This is a genomic window from Marasmitruncus massiliensis (genome assembly GCF_900186535.1).
Classification (GTDB): domain Bacteria; phylum Bacillota; class Clostridia; order Oscillospirales; family Ruminococcaceae; genus Anaerotruncus; species Anaerotruncus massiliensis_A.
The window spans coordinates 510957-527544 of record NZ_FYDE01000005.1 but is presented as its reverse complement, the minus strand read 5'-3'; the positions used below and the strand labels follow the sequence as shown (position 1 = coordinate 527544).

The window sequence follows — 16588 nt, the reverse complement described above, 5'->3', positions numbered from 1 at the left end:
TATGTGGAAATACATGCCATCAATTTCTCTCCGCTGACGGTAGAACCGCGAAACTCTCTTTTATTTTTTTCAAGATGTGGTATGATAATGATAATCATCTGGATATCTGAAATGGAGGAAAGGGCTATGGATCGTTGGATTGAAGGGCTGCCAAAAATCGAACTGCACTGTCATCTGGACGGGTCCCTGTCCAAGGAGACAGTCCGCCTTCTGGCCGAAGAAAGCGGAGTTGATCTGCCGCAGGATGATGCCGAACTCGACAGGCTGCTGCGCGCGGACGACAACTGCGCAAGCCTCGCGGAATATCTGGAAAAATTCGATCTGCCGCTTGCCTGCCTGCGCGGCAGAAAGCAGTTTTCGCTGGCGGCGCGGGCGCTGGTACGGGATGCCGCCGCCGAGCATGTGCGCTATCTGGAGGTGCGCTTCGCCCCGATGCTTTCCTCCCGCGATGGGCTCACTCCAAGGGACACGATAGAGGGCGTCCTCGAAGGTCTGCGCCTCGGTGCGCAGGAAACCGGCATCACCGCGGCCGCAATCCTCTGCGGCATGCGCCATTTTCCCATTGAACCGAATCTGGAGGTCGTGAGGCTTGCGAAAGAATATCTGAACGCCGGTGTCTGTGCCGTCGACATTGCAGGCGATGAAAAGGCATATCCGCTCACGAATCACACACAGATGTTCCGCCTTGCAAGGGCACTTGGCGTACCATATACCATCCACGCGGGAGAATGCGGCGATCCGCAGGAGATCTCCGCCGCTCTTGATCTCGGCGCTCAGCGCATCGGCCACGGCATCGCGATGCGCCATAATCCCGCCCTGCTCCGCCGCTGTGTGGAAAAGCGGGTCGGAATCGAACTGTGCCCCGTCAGCAACCTGCAGACAAAAGCGGTCGGAGGATGGCAGGAATATCCGTTCCGCCAGTTTCTGGAGGCGGGCGCGATGGTGACAGTCAACACCGACAACCGGACGGTGAGCAAAACCACCATCACCCGCGAAATGACGCTGCTTCAGGAACACTGCGGTGCGTCCCATGAAGAGCTTCGGCAGGTGTGCCGCAACGCGGCCGCCGTGGCGTTTGCCCCTGGCGAGATCAGGCAGTCCCTGCTGCGGGAAATTGACCGTTACGTATAAAAACCGGCGCGTGGAATTTACCACGCGCCGGTTTTTTGATCGATTCCGGTTCAGGAATATCCTGCATCTTCCGGGGAAAAGCTAATACGGAATTGGCAGTATGCCGTCTTCGTTACGTTTCCGGCTTTGCCCGGTAGCCCAGCTCCACAGAAATAGCTGCGCTGGTTTGCAGAATTTCGCCCGACAGCTCGGCAATGCGGGCATCCGTCATGCGCGCGATCGGGGCGGAAATAGACAGCGCCGCCTTGCCGCGTCCTGTATAATCCCGCACAACCGCACCGATGCAGCGCACGCCTAGCTCGTTCTCCTCGTTGTCCAGCGCATAGCCTTTCCGCCGAATTTCCTCCAGTTCCCGGAAAAGCGGACCAAGTTCCACCACCGTATGTTCCGTGTAACGTTTAATATCGCTTTTGCCCCAGATTTTAATGACCTCGTCGTCGGACATGGTAGCAAGGATGCTTTTGCCGACGGCAGTGCAGTACATGGGGCGCCGCATCCCGATGCGGGAAAACATGCGGATGGAACTGTTTTTGCTGTCCAGCTTATAGACATAGACAATGTCGATTCCTTCCCGCACCACCAGATGAATCGCTTCCTGGGTGGCGTTGCGCAGATGTTCCAGATAGGGCTTGGAGATTTCCAGAACATCAAGGTTGTCCACTACACGCCCCGACAGCTCGAACAGCTTGAGTGTCAGCCGGTATTTGTTGGAGCTCTCGTCCTTTTTCACATACCCCATGGCTGCCAAAGACGACAGCAGGCGGTGGACGGTGCTTTTATGCAGGCCGCTTGCGGCGGAAAGCTCCATGAGAAGCATCCCGTCCGAGCTGCGGGAAAGGCGTTCTATCAGATCAAAGGCGCGCTCCAGCGACTGGACGGAGGGCTGATTTTCCATTGTGGCATTTCTCCTTTCGGGTCTGTTCCGGCTTTATGGCAGACGCAGGCACCCGGGCTGAACCGCTTTAAAAAGGCCGGCCGTCGGTTTCATAATGTGGAACTAAGTTCCATTTTAACTGGTTTTGCCAAAAAAGCAAGTGAAATTTTGCGGATTATTTTTGTGAAAACTTTAAAAAAAGGGTTGCAAACATCCATGGATTCGGTATAATAAAACTGTGACCACATTGCGGAACTTGGTTTCACATTATGAAACCAAAACGGTAACAAAATATATGAGGTGAATAATATGAACGAAATCCTGAAACAGCTTTCCCAAATCGGCATTGTCCCTGTCATCAAAATTGATGATGTTGAGAAAGCGGTTCCCCTTGCCAAAGCGCTTGTTGCCGGCGGCCTGCCCTGTGCCGAGGTAACTTTCCGCACTGCCGAGGGCGAGGAAGCGATCCGCCGCATCGCCAAGGAAGTCCCCGAGGTTCTGGTTGGCGCCGGTACGGTTCTGACCACCGAGCAGGTCGACCGCGCAATCAAAGCGGGCGCTAAATTTATTGTCAGCCCCGGCCTCAACCCCAAGGTTGTCGCTTACTGCGTGGAAAAAGGCTATCCCGTTACCCCCGGTTGCGCCAATCCTTCCGATGTCGAGCAGGCAATTCAGCTTGGTCTGGATGTCGTGAAGTTCTTCCCGGCAGAGCAGGCGGGCGGCATTAACTACATCAAGGCGATTTCCGCCCCCTACACCGGCATGAAGTTCATGCCCACTGGCGGTGTCAGCGCCAAAAACATCAACGATTACCTCTCCTTTGATAAAATTCTTTGCTGCGGCGGGTCCTGGATGGTCAAGGCCGACCTGATCAACGACGGCAAGTTCGACGAGATCACCCGCCTGTGCAAAGAGGCCGTCCAGACCATGATGGGCTTCGAACTTGCTCACATCGGCATCAACGCGGAAAACGAAGACGAAGCTCTTAAAGCTGCAAAACTGTTTGAGTTGATGTTTGGTTTCGAAACCAAGGTTGGCAACAGTTCCATATTTGCCGGCAAATACGTGGAGGTCATGAAGACCCCGTATCTCGGCAAAAACGGCCATATTGCCATCGCCACCAACAATGTGATGCGCGCAATCGCCCATTTTGAGCGTCTCGGCTTTGCATTCAATTATGAAGTCGCCAAGAAAGACGCCAAAGGCAACTATCCTGCAATCTATTTCAAGGATGAAATTGCCGGCTTCGCCGTTCACCTTCTCCAGAAGAAGTAATCCCTGTTTTAACCATTCATTATAATATACGGGAGGAACCATTTCATGGCAAAAGTAATTACATTTGGCGAAATCATGCTCCGCCTGGCTCCGGAAGGCTATTATAGATTTGTTCAGGCACAGTCCCTCGGCGCCACCTACGGCGGCGGCGAAGCGAACGTTGCTGTTTCCCTCGCAAATTTCGGCATTGACGCCGCGTTTGTAACCAAGCTGCCGAAGCATGACATCGGCCAGGCCGCTGTCAACAAGCTGCGCGAGTTTGGCGTTGATACCTCTCTGATCACCCGCGGCGGCGATCGTGTGGGCATCTACTTCCTCGAAAAAGGCGCTTCCCAGCGTCCGTCCAAGGTCATTTACGACCGCGCCGGTTCCGCGATTGCGAAAGCCACCGCTGCCGACTTTGACTGGAATAAGATCTTTGAAGGCGTTGAGTGGTTCCACTTCACCGGTATCACACCGGCTCTGGGCGACAATGTTGCCGAAATCTGCCTCGAGGCCTGCAAAGCCGCGAAAGCAAAGGGCATCACCGTTTCCTGCGACCTGAACTACCGCAAAAACCTCTGGTCCCGTGAAAAAGCCGGACAGATCATGGAAGGCCTCATGAAATACGTCGATGTCTGCATCGCGAACGAAGAGGATGCTTCCGACGTTTTCGGCATCAAGGCTTCCGATACCGATGTCACCACCGGTAAAGTCAACCACGAGGGCTATAAAGATGTTGCCAGGCAGCTTGCAGACCGTTTCGGTTTCAAAAAGGTTGCCATTACCCTGCGCGGCTCCATTTCCGCTAACGACAACAACTGGGCGGCAATGCTCTACACTGACGGCCAGTATTACTTCTCCAAAAATTATCTCATTCACATTGTGGACCGCGTAGGCGGCGGCGACAGCTTCGGCGCCGGCCTGATCTATTCCTGCATCAGCGGTTTCGCTCCGCAGGAAACAATCGAATTTGCGGTTGCGGCTTCCTGCCTCAAACACACCATCGAAGGCGACCTGAACATGGTTTCCGTTGATGAAGTCAAAAAGCTTGCAGGCGGCGACGGTTCCGGCCGCGTGCAAAGATAACCTTTTCTTTATAATCCCACTTTGATTTTTTATAAGAAGCCCGCCGCGTGGCCAAGCACGCGGCGGGCTTTGCCGTGCAACCGGAAAATGTAAAATCCGGACACAGAATACATAAAAATTGCAGCAGGCTTTTTCACGTTTTTGTGCTTCTCATGGGTTGACGGTGTTGGTGAAACGGAGTATACTTTAATAGCTAAAAGCTTTAAAAGAGTAAATGAACAGAATATCTGAGCCAACCCGAAAGGATGGATATCTTATGAAAAAATTACTTGCAGCAGTCCTGACGCTCTCCCTTACGGCAGCGTTTCTTGCAGGATGCGGTTCTTCCGGCGCACCCGCGTCTTCGGAGGCTGCCGTTTCTTCCGAGGCACCCGCTGCCTCCCAGGCACAGTCTGAAGCGCCGGCTGACAAAGTTTATAAAATCGGCGTGGTGCAGCTTGTTGAGCACGACGCGCTTGATGCCGCTTATCAGGGCTTTGTGGACGGACTGAAAGAAGCTGGCTATGAGGATGGAAAAAATATCGCTATTGATTATCAGAACGCGCAGGGTGAGCAGGCCAACTGCAACACCATCGCTTCCAAACTGGTGAACGACAAGGACGACCTGATTCTCGCCATCGCCACTCCGGCGGCGCAGGCAGTTGCCAATGCGACCACCGAGATCCCGATTCTGGTCACAGCTGTTACCGACCCTGCCGATGCCAAGCTTGTCGCTTCCAATGACGCTCCCGGCGGAAATGTGACCGGAACCTCTGACCTGAACCCGATTAAAGAACAGATGGAGCTGCTCCAGCAGCTTGTCCCCGATGTGAAAAAAGTCGGTATGCTTTATTGCTCCAGCGAAGCGAATTCAGAGTTCCAGGTGAATCTCGCGAAAGAGCAGCTGAAAACCATGGGTATTGAATCGGTTGATTTCACGGTTTCCAGCTCCAATGAAATCCAGCAGGTGGTCGAATCCATGGTCGATAAAGTCGACGCGGTTTACACCCCCACGGACAATATGATCGCTTCCGGCATGGCCACCGTTTCAATGATCGCCAGCAATGCCAAACTCCCCGTAATTGTCGCGGAACCGGGCATGGTGAAGAACGGCGGTCTGGGTACCTATGGCCTGAACTACTATAACCTTGGCAAACAAACTGCCAATATGGCGGTTAAAGTAATGGTTGATGGAACAAACCCCGGGGATATGCCGATTGAATATCTCGAGCAGACTGATCTCGTGCTGAACCAGGATACGATTGACGCGCTGGGCATCACAGTTCCTCAGGAACTTCTTGATCAGGCAGAAATTGTCAGGACAGAGAAAGCGGCATAATTTCCGACCATCCATATAAAAGATATTACACAACAGGACGGGTTTTTCAGCCCGCCCTGTTATGTCATTGTAAAAGGGGTTTTTAATCATGGGCATCCTGTTCACCATTCTGCAGGCGATTCCAAGCGCTTCGTCGCAGGGCATCCTGTGGAGTGTCATGACCATAGGCGTATACCTGACTTTCCGTATTCTGGATTATCCGGACCTCACGGTTGACGGAAGCTTTGCCTTGGGTGGGGCGGTCAGCGCCATTCTGATCGTCAAGGGAATGGATCCCTTTCTTTCGCTGCTGTTTGCATTGATGGCAGGTATGCTTGCGGGTGTGGCTACGGGGCTGCTCCATACCAAACTGAAAATTCCCGGCATCCTTGCCGGTATTCTTTCGATGATCGCTCTCTATTCCATCAATATCCGTGTAATGGGAAAGGCCAACATGCCTCTGCTTGGTGAAGACACCATTGTGACCCGCCTTTCCTTTCTTTCCCCGTCAAAAACGGTTGTCGCGCTGGCGCTTGGCATCACAGTAAGCGTAATCGTCATCGCCCTGCTCTACTGGTTTTTCGGCACAGAGCTTGGCTGCTGCATCCGGGCAACCGGCAACAACGAATATATGGTGCGCGCGCTGGGTGGCAATACCGATAACATGAAAATCACCGGATTGTTTCTCTCCAATGGTCTTGTCGCCCTTTCCGGCGGCATGGTTGCCCAGCAGCAGGGCTATGCGGACGTTGGCATGGGCACCGGCACAATCGTCATCGGTCTTGCCTCAGTCATCATCGGCGAGGTCGTTTTCGGCTGGGGAGAGCATTCCTTCGCCTATAAGCTGTTCACCGTCGTGCTTGGCTCCATTGTCTATCGCGTCATTATCGCTGTGGTGCTCCAGTTAGGGCTAAAATCCACCGATCTCAAGCTGCTGACAGCGGTGATCGTCGCGTTTGCACTGGCGATTCCGGTGATTAAACAGGCGCTGCGGCCGTTTTTCGCCGCTATGAAAAGCTCTGCCGTCGGCAAAGCGGGTTAAGGGGGAAGCATCATGCTGAAAATTGAAAATGTCTGTAAGACCTTTAATCAGGGAACTGTCAACGAAAAAAAAGCGCTGATTGACCTGAACCTGCATATTAAGCCGGGCGATTTTATCACTGTCATCGGCGGCAACGGAGCCGGGAAATCAACCATGCTGAACGCGGTTGCCGGCGTCTATTCTGTGGAAAGCGGCAGTATCTTTCTGGATGGGCAGGACATCACCCGCCAGCCGGAGCACCAACGTGCGCGGCTGCTTGGGCGCGTATTTCAGGACCCGATGATGGGCACCGCCGCAAACATGGGCATTGAAGAAAATCTTGCTATGGCGTTCCGCCGCGGCAAAAGACGCGGCTTAAGCTGGGGCATTACCAAAGAGGAGCGGGAATCCTATGTAGAGAAGTTGAAGAGCCTTGATCTCGGGCTGGAAAACCGTCTGAAATCCAAGGTCGGCCTGCTTTCCGGCGGCCAGCGGCAGGCGCTCACCCTGTTGATGGCGACCCTCCAGAAACCCAAAGTGCTGCTTCTCGACGAACATACTGCCGCGCTCGACCCCAAAACAGCGCGCAAGGTGCTGGAACTCACACAGGAAATCGTTACGCGTGACAGCCTGACCACTCTGATGATCACCCACAATATGAAAGACGCCATCCGCATCGGAAACCGTCTGATCATGATGTATGAAGGCCGCATTATCTATGATGTGGAAGGCGAGGAAAAGAAAAACCTCAAGACCGCCGATCTGCTGGCCAAATTCGGCACCGCGAGCGGCGGAGAGTTTGCCAACGACCGCATGATGCTGTCTTAGCCCTTTCTCGTCATCAATCATCGAATCAAAAACACAATTTTACCTGTCCGTTTGAGGACAGATTTATGCCGCTGAAAAGCGGCAATTCTTTTATAAAACTTAATGGAGAGACAAAGATGTCGAACAAGTCAACAAAAATGATTCAGGCAGTTTTCACCGCAACCGCACCCGTTTTCTGCGGCTACGTGTTTGTAGGCATGGCATATGGGCTTTTACTGCAAAAGGCGGGATACGGCTGGTGGTGGGCGCTTCTCACCAGCCTCATCGTTTATGCCGGTTCCATGCAGTTCGTGCTGGTTGGGCTGCTTACCAATCCGGCAGGACTATTGCAGACGGCAATTATCACTCTGGTTGTCAATATCCGCCATGCTTTTTACGGCCTTTCCATGATTGAACTGTTCCGGGAATTCCGGTTTCGCAAACCATATATGATTTTCAGTCTGACCGATGAAACCTATTCCCTGCTCTGTTCGGTCAAAACGCCTGACGGAATCGAAAAGCATCAATTTCTTTTTCTGATCTCGCTGCTCAACCAATGCTATTGGGTGGCAGGCAGCGTGGCGGGCGCGGCATTTGGGGAACTGGTGCGTTTTGACTCCAAAGGGCTTGACTTTGCATTGACCGCATTATTTCTGGTCATTTTTACAGAACAGTGGCTGACCGCAAAAAGCCGGATACCCGCTGTGATCGGGATTGCGGCCGGGCTGGCATGTTTGCTGCTGTTCGGCGCAAACAGTTTCCTGCCTCCCGCCCTGGCGCTCACTGTATTGGCCCTGCTGCTGGGCAGGAATCAGATCGGACACCGGCTGATCAATCCCAAAGAAACGGGGGTGGCGAAATGAACGATTCCGCATTGGCCATTGTCTGCACCGTCGCCGCGGTTACTGTTTTTTGCCGGGCGCTGCCGTTTCTGTTCTTCCACGGCAGCCGCCCAATCCCCCCGGCGGTCACCTATCTGGGGCTGGCACTTCCCTACGCGGTGATCTCGCTGCTCGTCGTCTACTGCCTGCGTGGGATTGACCTGTCGGCATCTCCGTTCGGAGCTCCGGAACTGATTGCCTCTGTGCTCACCGTGCTTGTCCACCTGTGGAAACGCAATAACCTGCTTTCCATCGGCGTGGCAACTGCCGCCTATATGCTGATGGTGCAATTCCTGTTTCGCTAGCACTACCAATGTTCCTCATTGATAATTTAGTCAATCTATCAAATTTCCCCGTTTTCTTTTGGCAAATCGGTCCGATCTCTTGTTTAAACCTGGCAAATATGATATGATTAAGTATAAAACACAAATGTACGTCTATTGCGCACAATTTGAAGGAGAATTTTACACATGAATTATATCAGCACCCGCGACAGCAGTTATTCTGTCAGCGCAGCGCAGGCAATTGTTGCCGGCCTTGCTCCCGACGGTGGCCTTTTTATCCCCGAGTCGCTGCCCTCTTTTACACTGGAGGAGATCGGCGCGCTCTCCAAAGCCGATTATGTCGGCCGCGCGACCGAAGTGCTGTCGCGTTTTCTCTGCGATTTTACAAAGGAAGAACTGCACGACAGCATTTCCCGCGCCTATGCGCCTGAGAAATTCCCGCCGACGGCGGTTGCTCCCCTGCGTCCGCTCGACGGGCAGGCCAGCGTGCTGGAGCTGTTCCACGGCCCAACCTGCGCGTTTAAAGATTTTGCGCTCCAGCTGCTCCCACACCTGCTGACGGCCTCCCTGAAAAAAACCGGTGAACAGAAAACTGTCGTCATTCTGGTTGCTACCTCGGGCGATACGGGAAAGGCCGCACTGGAAGGCTTCGCGGATGTACCGGGTACAAAAATCTGCGTATTCTATCCGGACGGCGGAACCAGCAGCATCCAGCGCCGTCAGATGACGACACAAAGCGGCGAAAACGTCATGGTGTTCGCCGCAAAGGGCAATTTTGATGACGCACAAAACGGTGTGAAACGCATCTTCATCGACAAAGAGTTTGCCGAAGAACTTGCGGAAAAGGGCTTTTTGCTTTCCTCCGCCAATTCGATCAACTGGGGACGTCTCGCCCCGCAGATCGCCTATTATTTCTCCGCATACTGCGAGCTGCTGAACCAGGGAAACATCAACCTCGGCGACCCCATTAACATCGTCGTTCCCACCGGCAACTTCGGTAATATATTAGCGGCCTATTTTGCTAAGCACTGCGGCCTGCCGGTCAAAAAGTTGATCTGTGCATCCAACAAAAACAATGTCCTGACCGATTTCATCACCACCGGGACCTATGACCGGAACCGTGATTTCTTCCTCACCGCTTCCCCGTCGATGGACATCCTGATTTCCTCCAATCTGGAGCGCCTGCTCTATCTGCTCTGCGGACGGAATGCGGAAAAGCTGCGCGCCTATATGGCGGAACTTTCCACAAAGGGCGCTTACACGGTGGAAAAAGAGGTGCTGGATTCCCTCCAGTCGGAATTCGCGGCGGGCTTCGCCGACGATGAACAGACCAGCCAAACCATCGGCAGGCTGTTCCGTAAAACAGGATACCTGTGCGATACGCATACCGCGGTTGCCGTCAAGGTTTATCAGGACTATGCAGACAAGACAGGCGATCAGACTCCTACCGTCATTGCCTCTACCGCCAGCCCGTTTAAATTTGCGGGCAGTGTGCTGCCTGCAATCGGCGTACAGCCGCAGGGGGACGATTTTGCCCTGCTGGACGAATTGTCCGCCGCGTCGGGCCTGCCCGCACCGAAAGCCCTCGCGGAGTTAAAAGAAAAAACAGAACGGTTTACCGACGTTGTGGAATCCGCAAAGATGAAAAATGCGGTTGCGCAGTGGCTGACAAAATAGCCGTGCAGATAAAAAGGAAGGATTGGTGAACCGTCTTGAAGTATCTAGTCATGCTCGGCGACGGCATGGCGGACTATCCGGTGCCTGAACTTGGGAACCGGACCCCGCTAGAAGCCGCTGAGAAGCCCAATATGGATGAGCTTGCCCGACATGGCATCGTTGGCATGGTAAAGACTGTACCGGAAGGTATGCCCCCGGGGTCGGATACCGCCAACCTGTCGGTTATGGGGTATGACCCCAAGATTTATTACAGCGGTCGTTCCCCTCTTGAGGCTGTCAGCATCGGCATTCCTCTGGAAGCGGATGATGTCACCTTCCGCTGCAACCTTGTCACGCTGTCGGACGAAGATTCTTTTGAAGACGCGACTATGCTGGATTATTCCTCTGACGAAATTTCGACAGCGGAATCCACCGAGCTGATTCAGTTTCTCAACCGCGAGTTTGAGTCTGAGACGCTCAAGCTATATCCGGGAATCAGCTATCGGCACTGTCTCGTGCTGCACCATGCTCAAACCGGAAGTATCTGCACTCCTCCCCATGATATTTCTCTCAAACCCATTCGGGAGCACTTGCCTTCCGGACGTTACGGCAATCTCCTTCTGGATCTGATGAAGCGCTCCCGCGAGCTTTTGAAAAACCATCCGGTCAATCTGGCACGCATTGCAAGAGGGAAGCGTCCGGCTGCCTCCTGCTGGTTCTGGGGAGAAGGTACCAAGCCCGCATTGACACCATTTGCTGAGAAATATGGCGTGAAAGGCGGCGTAATTTCCGCAGTCGACCTGATTAAAGGAATTGCTATCTGCGCCGGTTTGAAAAGCGTAGATGTGGAAGGCGCTACCGGAAATGTCGACACTAATTTCGCCGGCAAGGCGGACGCTGCTCTAAAGCTGCTGCACGGCGGATGCGATTTTGTATATATCCATGTGGAGGCGCCCGACGAATGCGGACATCGGCATGAGATCGAGAATAAAGTAAAATCCATCGAGCTGATTGACCGGGATATTCTTGGAAGAATTTTGCCTGCCCTGCGGGAATCCGGGGAGCCGTTCTCCATCCTGCTGATGCCCGACCATCCCACTCCGCTTGCTATTCGTACGCATACTGCCGAACCGGTCCCGTTTGTCCTTTACCGCAGCAACCGCGAAGGCGGCAGCCCGACAGATCGTTATACGGAAAGGCTTGCTGCCGCAACCGGTATCTATGTGCCGGAGGGCCATTTGATGATGCAAAAACTGCTGCATGACATTGATTCCGAAGCATAAAAAATTGTAATCTTATTATTGACAACTGTCCTGCCCGATGATATAATAATCAAGCACAGTCGTTAAGGACGTGCCTATATGCGGGTATGGCGGAATTGGCAGACGCGTTAGATTCAGGTTCTAATGGTCGCAAGGCTGTGCAGGTTCAAGTCCTGTTACCCGCACCATTGAAAAGACCGTCGATTTTTAATCGGCGGTCTTTTGCATTGTTTGTAGCCATGCGGGTTTGTATAGTTCAAGATGCCCTAAAATCCTATAAGGACACTCGAAAGTGAAATTGAGTGACAGGATCAAAAATCATCCCACACACATGCAAAATACAACAATTAATCAAAGCCATATCAGGACAAACTTGTGCATTCGTACAAACATTCCGAATTTCTTTCATTTAGGTGCTGTTTTGTTCCTCTGAAAGTTAAATACCAGCCTTTTTTCCCTATTAGTGAAGGGATATTTTCACTATTATCGAGGAGGAGCTACAAATGACACAGGAACATTATCTTTATCGCACAGACCCACTTTTTTTGAGAAACCAATTTGAACAATCTGGCAGATATGGCATTCCTATCATCCCAAAATCAAATTTTACCGAGAAAGATTTCGATCATCTTAGGCTTATTGGTTTTGACAAGGTAAAGTCCGATGGCAGAAAACACGCAAATCGCATGGTGCATTTTTTTCTTTACGATTACAAATTTGAACAGGTTTGGGAAAAGCCTGATGCCGACTTGGACAATCTCAAAGGTTATCGGGCGGTTCTGGCCCCTGATTTTAGTATGTACACGGAAATGCCGGAGGCTATGCTGCTCTACAACGTATTCCGCAACCGATGGTGTGGCGCTTACTTTGCTTCACAGGGAATACGGGTAATCCCAACTGTTAACTTTGGCTTGTCAAATAGCTTTGGCTTTTGTTTCGAGGGTATTGAAAAAGGTTCGGTTGTGGCGCTTTCCACCTATATGGTTCAGGGAAAGGAAGGCCGTGAAGCACAAAAGGACTTTTTTATGGCGGGTTATAACGAAATGCTGCGGCGCATCGAGCCGGAAAAGATTATCTGCTACCACGAGCCATTTCCTGAAATGGCAGGTAATATTGTTTATGTAAATTATGAATTGAGTTCATGGCAGCATATGAGCGACGATGTTGCTGATACAGAACCAAAGCAAGCCCGTTCTTTTTCCTCAAAAAGCTATCGCATTGTAAAATATGGAGGATATGTTGAAAGCAATCATCCGCCTCTGCTCATATCGGATAACCGCATTGTTAAGCATACCGGCTATGTGGTACAATTAGGTGCAGGGAGCGCTTACGGCGGGAAGTGGGTACCGAGTAAAATTAAAGATGAGCGGTATCTTGGAAAACCGGGAAGCATTATTCGTACAGAAGATAAGTATGTGAAGGACACAAAAATTGGTGAGGATGGCCGAGCCGTAATGGAGCGGCATTATACAGATCATCGTCGTTCTGACAAGCACTCCAATCCGCATGATCACGAAATTAAATGGGCAGAAGATGGCAGTCCGCGACCTGGTCCGCCTATCAATTATTGGGATGAACAAGCGCCGGTGTTCAAGAGTAGAAAAGAGGGATTAGGCATGAAATATGACCGAATTATCAAAGGCGGTTCCCCCGAGGAAAATGCTTTTAGCTCTATTGCAGACTTTCAGACAAGCATGAGAAGAAATGCCGAGGTTGAGTTTATTTATAACGACGTCATTTATACCATTACACAACCAGAGGAAGGTATAACATCGATTAGTGAAGCATATAAACCTGAAACAGAAGCGTTATACGACAATTCCGAAGATTTGCTTGACCATATCATCGAAGGCAAAAAACTGCGTGAAATTATTACTGAGGTTACAGTTACCGACCGAACCATATGATTTTTTGTAGATACTACTCATTCAAAAGTCTATAAAGCCTTTATGTATCAGATTTTTTCAAGTCCTATAATTACATTCCGACCAGCAAACCCTCACGTTTGTGAGGTAACAGAAACAACCACCCATTGCTGGGTGGTTGTTTTGCGTATCCGGTATTTAGCTTTCTTTCAGTTCTGTCCGGTCAGCAGTCTTTTCAAAGCGATATTCAATTTTGTTTGGCTGGGACGCATCAAAGTCAGTAAAAATCCAAGAAAAAACAGGATAAATTCCATATTATAAACACCTTTCCGTATGATAATAGCCCACAGCCATAAAAAGCTGTGGGCGTTTGTTATTTGGATTGCTGCTGATCGTCCGAATTCTTTTTCTTTCCGCGCGTAAACAACCAGAGCACCAGAAAGAATATTGCGACAGGGATTGCCAATGCTCTCAGAAATTCCAACAGCAAAAACATGATAATCGCTCCCGCAACAAGGCATCCCCAGAATAATCCCCAGACCGCGCCGCAGCCAAAATAATAGATTGTAAAGTACTTATTGATCAGGTGATAAAAATACAGCCCGATGGGAAGCCCCAGAATCAGGCAAATCAGCGCATATAAATCCACGTATGTAGTCTCCTCATTTCTGTCTGTTATTTTAATAGTTCCGCGATTTCCACGTTCAACGCCAATGAGATTCTTTTCAGAATTTTAATAGAACAATTGCATCGCCCCTTTTCCACATCACATAGATAGGATGGGGAGATTTGAGCCATTTGCGCAAGCTGTTTCTGCGATAGATGCCGTTCCTGCCGGATATTTTTGATCTGTTGTCCAATACTCATTTGTCACCACCTCTGCCACAAGATCAATTATACGTATATACAGAATATTAGACAAGGACAACCATACACTTTCTACGTTATAACGGATTCGGTACGATATTATCGTATTATCATTGCAGTTTACACAGGAAAGATTCTTTGCTATACTAAGATCAATACGATCATACCGAATTGTGGGGAGGAATCAGCGTTGACAGTCGGCTCACACATCAAAACATTACGCAAACAGCGGAAAATGACGCTGAAAGCTTTGGGAGAAAAAACTGCGCTGTCCCCATCGTTCCTCTGTGATATTGAACAGGGGCGCACAAAACCATCGTTAAAACGCTTGGAAGCAATTGCGGATGCATTGGACACATCCGTGGCCTATCTCATGGGAGAAGAGGCGTATGCAGATAAAGTCCCACAATGGATTTCCGATATAATCCGGGAACTATGCTATTCAGAGGATGGATTGGAGATTATGCGGTTGTTATCCGACTATTCTAAATGGAGTGAATCCGACCGGCAGGAATTTCTGCAATATCTGCGCGTTAAAAACATGCTGCGGAACACAGAAACAGGAGCATAGAAATCATTCGGATTTCTGCTCCTGTTTTTCTTTTTCCGGGTATTGATAGGGTACCAAATACCATCTTAGCCGTACGCTGGTTCCCAGCGGATGAAAACCCCGTTTCCCGTTGACATCCGCAATTTCAAACAGTTTGTCCCTGTAAGGTTTCAGCATGTTCAGAACCTCCTGAATACGGTTATCCACTGATTTTTGTGTCTGCCCCTTGCCCCATCCGAGAATTACCTGATCCGCTTTATGGCAGCTTTTTAAAATCCATTCATCATTTTCAGGACAATTTTCAAATGGGTTTGCGTCCAATTTTGAATAGAGATTGAGGATGTCCACAGAACCGCACCCAAGCTGATAACAGTTGTTGAGCACGTATAGACTGGTAATGTCCATAGCAATCTCATTGGCCCGTACAGACGGAGCGATCATGATAATGCTGGCTGAGGGTTTGGAATTATCCCAGGATTTCTTCAGGCTGAAACGGTGTGTCTTTTCATCGTTATATAATGCTTCCGTTCGGATGATGCTTTTTTCGTTCATAGTATCAAGCTCCTTTCTAATATTCATCTGCATAGAGCATGGTGGCGTGCGTCTCATCGTCGATGCAAAACACCTTGCAGTCCACAGGCGATTTACAGGCAACCATAATCGTCTTTTGATACGGCGGTACCTCCTGCGAATGTACAATGCGCTGTTGCAGGACACCGTCAGGGTTGCGCTCAGCAGACAGGCTGAACACTTGGAGGTAGTCCAGCTCCTGCGATTGTTTGAGGCTGTCTATCATGCTCCATAGAATGATCTGGAGTGAGAGGGGAAGTGTTTCTGCAATACCTCTGGTCATGTAGCGTGGGTTTTGAAACATGGTTATAACTCCTGTTCTAATTGTTGAATTTGATGGTCGTTCAAGTTTTCCGCAGGAATCAAAAAGTCGCTGCAAACCTCACTGTTAAAGAGGAAAACAGCAACATAATAATTCTTCTGGCTAAACGTATGCTTGGTGACCTGTTCAAACAGTTTGCCTGTGAGTTCCGAACCGTTTTCTACGACAAACAGTTCCCCATATTCCTGCAATGAAAACCGCTCCAATGGTACAGAACTATTGGAGCAGAATATTTGATGCAGCTGTTTAAACCGGTTTGACAGCAATAAATACAGGCCGGGGTCATTATCCGGCTTGAGTGATTGCACGTCACTCCATGTGCTGATCCTGATCATTCTCATTCCTCCCGCAAACAGAAACAGAGATGCTTCCGAAGTTGGAAACATCTCTGTTTTGTATTTCGAATGCCACCTGAGCCCCCATCCTGAATGCTTCCGCAAACGTTTCGGACAGTTCCATGTCAGAATAATCCGAGCGGTATTCCAAATAGCGTTCCAGCAGTTGAAACTGCTCGTCTGATAATTCTTTGTGCAGCTGATACAGAAGTTTGCTGGCCTTGGTTTGCGCTTCTTCATATTGGGGGTCCGGGGGCGTGATCGTCTGGGATGGACTAAGGTCGCCGTAATAAAGTTGGTGCAGGATAGATTTTGACATAGGGGTTAACCTCCTTGAATTTAGATTCAAGGTTAGAATATAGATTTATTTTTCTTGTTGATACGCATAGCGTTGCATTTTATAAAAATGTAGAAACGGATACAACTGGCTTGGTCTATTGTTTGATATCGGCACTTTTCCTTTCACCGCATTGTAACTCTTATTAAATATGCTCTTAAGTTGTAAGTAATCCCCTTTTACTTG

The 16588-nt window shown here is 50.3% G+C and carries 19 protein-coding genes and 1 tRNA gene; 13 read left to right on the top strand and 7 right to left on the bottom strand.

The genetic code is table 11. From position 1 onward, the window contains the following. Window positions 1-126 precede the first annotated feature (126 nt). Window positions 127-1131 (top strand): adenosine deaminase, encoded by a 1005-nt coding sequence (add, locus tag C1A10_RS10550; protein ID WP_101910222.1) that lies wholly within the window; start codon window positions 127-129, stop codon window positions 1129-1131. Window positions 1132-1243: 112 nt separating this feature from the next. On the opposite strand, the gene C1A10_RS10545 is transcribed toward add, so the two are convergent. Then, on the bottom strand, window positions 1244-2026 hold the full coding sequence (locus C1A10_RS10545) for an IclR family transcriptional regulator (protein WP_101910221.1): 783 nt from the start codon (window positions 2024-2026) through the stop codon (window positions 1244-1246). Window positions 2027-2314: 288 nt separating this feature from the next. Here C1A10_RS10545 and C1A10_RS10540 point away from each other — a divergent pair, with 288 nt between their 5' ends. The 11 genes from C1A10_RS10540 (at window position 2315) to C1A10_RS10490 (ending at window position 13463) form a co-directional block, all read left to right on the top strand. After that, window positions 2315-3280, top strand: a complete 966-nt coding sequence (locus tag C1A10_RS10540) for a bifunctional 4-hydroxy-2-oxoglutarate aldolase/2-dehydro-3-deoxy-phosphogluconate aldolase (protein WP_101910220.1) — start codon at window positions 2315-2317, stop codon at window positions 3278-3280. A 45-nt stretch (window positions 3281-3325) separates the two neighbouring features. Further along, a complete protein-coding gene (locus tag C1A10_RS10535) occupies window positions 3326-4348 on the top strand; it encodes a sugar kinase (RefSeq protein ID WP_101910219.1) in 1023 nt (340 codons plus the stop codon). A 256-nt stretch (window positions 4349-4604) separates the two neighbouring features. Next, entirely contained in the window at window positions 4605-5666 is a 1062-nt protein-coding gene (locus C1A10_RS10530) for an ABC transporter substrate-binding protein (RefSeq protein ID WP_101910218.1), read from the top strand. An 88-nt stretch (window positions 5667-5754) separates the two neighbouring features. Beyond that, a complete protein-coding gene (locus C1A10_RS10525; RefSeq protein WP_101910217.1) occupies window positions 5755-6687 on the top strand; it encodes an ABC transporter permease in 933 nt (310 codons plus the stop codon). Window positions 6688-6699: 12 nt separating this feature from the next. After that, entirely contained in the window at window positions 6700-7494 is a 795-nt protein-coding gene (locus tag C1A10_RS10520) for an ABC transporter ATP-binding protein (protein ID WP_101910216.1), read from the top strand. A gap of 116 nt (window positions 7495-7610) precedes the next feature. Beyond that, window positions 7611-8336 carry an AzlC family ABC transporter permease gene (locus C1A10_RS10515; RefSeq protein ID WP_101911630.1) on the top strand — a complete coding sequence of 242 codons (726 nt, stop codon included), beginning with the start codon at window positions 7611-7613 and terminating at the stop codon, window positions 8334-8336. After that, window positions 8333-8659, top strand: a complete 327-nt coding sequence (locus tag C1A10_RS10510; protein ID WP_101910215.1) for a branched-chain amino acid transporter permease — start codon at window positions 8333-8335, stop codon at window positions 8657-8659. The genes C1A10_RS10515 and C1A10_RS10510 overlap by 4 nt, the downstream gene beginning before the upstream one ends. Before the next feature lie 165 nt (window positions 8660-8824). Then, window positions 8825-10315, top strand: coding sequence for a threonine synthase (gene thrC, locus C1A10_RS10505; protein ID WP_101910214.1), 1491 nt, complete (start codon window positions 8825-8827; stop codon window positions 10313-10315). A 35-nt stretch (window positions 10316-10350) separates the two neighbouring features. Beyond that, complete coding sequence (locus C1A10_RS10500; protein ID WP_101910213.1) at window positions 10351-11577, top strand: cofactor-independent phosphoglycerate mutase; 1227 nt, start codon at window positions 10351-10353, stop codon at window positions 11575-11577. A gap of 80 nt (window positions 11578-11657) precedes the next feature. Continuing rightward, window positions 11658-11744, top strand: a tRNA-Leu gene (locus tag C1A10_RS10495). 315 nt (window positions 11745-12059) lie between these two features. Further along, on the top strand, window positions 12060-13463 hold the full coding sequence (locus C1A10_RS10490) for a DUF4417 domain-containing protein (protein ID WP_101910212.1): 1404 nt from the start codon (window positions 12060-12062) through the stop codon (window positions 13461-13463). Between the two features lie 331 nt (window positions 13464-13794). Here the strand turns inward: C1A10_RS10490 and C1A10_RS10485 are convergent, their stop codons facing one another. After that, window positions 13795-14070 (bottom strand): hypothetical protein, encoded by a 276-nt coding sequence (locus C1A10_RS10485; RefSeq protein ID WP_101909141.1) that lies wholly within the window; start codon window positions 14068-14070, stop codon window positions 13795-13797. Between the two features lie 26 nt (window positions 14071-14096). Then, a complete protein-coding gene (locus C1A10_RS10480) occupies window positions 14097-14288 on the bottom strand; it encodes a helix-turn-helix domain-containing protein (RefSeq protein WP_101909142.1) in 192 nt (63 codons plus the stop codon). 190 nt (window positions 14289-14478) lie between these two features. On the opposite strand from C1A10_RS10480, the gene C1A10_RS10475 reads away from it, so the two are divergent. Beyond that, the gene (locus C1A10_RS10475; protein ID WP_101910211.1) at window positions 14479-14859 is read left to right on the top strand and encodes a helix-turn-helix domain-containing protein; all 381 of its coding nucleotides are present in this window, start codon (window positions 14479-14481) and stop codon (window positions 14857-14859) included. Window positions 14860-14862: 3 nt separating this feature from the next. Here C1A10_RS10475 and C1A10_RS10470 read toward each other — a convergent pair whose 3' ends face one another. Genes C1A10_RS10470 through C1A10_RS10455 form a run of 4 tightly spaced genes read right to left on the bottom strand, consistent with a single transcriptional unit; the run spans window position 14863 to window position 16384 of the window. Then, window positions 14863-15390 (bottom strand): DUF1643 domain-containing protein, encoded by a 528-nt coding sequence (locus tag C1A10_RS10470; protein ID WP_180950989.1) that lies wholly within the window; start codon window positions 15388-15390, stop codon window positions 14863-14865. A 16-nt stretch (window positions 15391-15406) separates the two neighbouring features. Beyond that, the gene (locus tag C1A10_RS10465) at window positions 15407-15712 is read right to left on the bottom strand and encodes a DUF960 family protein (RefSeq protein WP_101909145.1); all 306 of its coding nucleotides are present in this window, start codon (window positions 15710-15712) and stop codon (window positions 15407-15409) included. Between the two features lie 2 nt (window positions 15713-15714). Beyond that, window positions 15715-16065: a carbonic anhydrase gene (locus C1A10_RS10460; RefSeq protein WP_101909146.1), complete on the bottom strand. Its 351-nt coding sequence runs from the start codon at window positions 16063-16065 to the stop codon at window positions 15715-15717. After that, entirely contained in the window at window positions 16040-16384 is a 345-nt protein-coding gene (locus tag C1A10_RS10455; protein WP_101909147.1) for a DUF6809 family protein, read from the bottom strand. Before C1A10_RS10455 ends, C1A10_RS10460 begins: the two co-directional genes overlap by 26 nt. Window positions 16385-16588 lie beyond the last annotated feature (204 nt).

Excerpts from the sequence above, each read along its gene's own strand:
- C1A10_RS10455 (WP_101909147.1), bottom strand. The coding sequence starts at position 16,384 with ATGTCAAAATCTATCCTGCACCAACTTTATTACGGCGACCTTAGTCCA.
- C1A10_RS10465 (WP_101909145.1), bottom strand. The coding sequence starts at position 15,712 with ATGTTTCAAAACCCACGCTACATGACCAGAGGTATTGCAGAAACACTT.
- C1A10_RS10525 (WP_101910217.1), top strand. The coding sequence starts at position 5,755 with ATGGGCATCCTGTTCACCATTCTGCAGGCGATTCCAAGCGCTTCGTCG.
- C1A10_RS10540 (WP_101910220.1), top strand. The coding sequence starts at position 2,315 with ATGAACGAAATCCTGAAACAGCTTTCCCAAATCGGCATTGTCCCTGTC.
- thrC (WP_101910214.1), top strand. The coding sequence starts at position 8,825 with ATGAATTATATCAGCACCCGCGACAGCAGTTATTCTGTCAGCGCAGCG.
- C1A10_RS10535 (WP_101910219.1), top strand. The coding sequence starts at position 3,326 with ATGGCAAAAGTAATTACATTTGGCGAAATCATGCTCCGCCTGGCTCCG.
- C1A10_RS10510 (WP_101910215.1), top strand. The coding sequence starts at position 8,333 with ATGAACGATTCCGCATTGGCCATTGTCTGCACCGTCGCCGCGGTTACT.
- C1A10_RS10460 (WP_101909146.1), bottom strand. The coding sequence starts at position 16,065 with ATGATCAGGATCAGCACATGGAGTGACGTGCAATCACTCAAGCCGGAT.
- C1A10_RS10515 (WP_101911630.1), top strand. The coding sequence starts at position 7,611 with ATGTCGAACAAGTCAACAAAAATGATTCAGGCAGTTTTCACCGCAACC.
- C1A10_RS10480 (WP_101909142.1), bottom strand. The coding sequence starts at position 14,288 with ATGAGTATTGGACAACAGATCAAAAATATCCGGCAGGAACGGCATCTA.
- C1A10_RS10520 (WP_101910216.1), top strand. The coding sequence starts at position 6,700 with ATGCTGAAAATTGAAAATGTCTGTAAGACCTTTAATCAGGGAACTGTC.
- C1A10_RS10470 (WP_180950989.1), bottom strand. The coding sequence starts at position 15,390 with ATGAACGAAAAAAGCATCATCCGAACGGAAGCATTATATAACGATGAA.
- C1A10_RS10545 (WP_101910221.1), bottom strand. The coding sequence starts at position 2,026 with ATGGAAAATCAGCCCTCCGTCCAGTCGCTGGAGCGCGCCTTTGATCTG.
- C1A10_RS10490 (WP_101910212.1), top strand. The coding sequence starts at position 12,060 with ATGACACAGGAACATTATCTTTATCGCACAGACCCACTTTTTTTGAGA.
- C1A10_RS10530 (WP_101910218.1), top strand. The coding sequence starts at position 4,605 with ATGAAAAAATTACTTGCAGCAGTCCTGACGCTCTCCCTTACGGCAGCG.
- add (WP_101910222.1), top strand. The coding sequence starts at position 127 with ATGGATCGTTGGATTGAAGGGCTGCCAAAAATCGAACTGCACTGTCAT.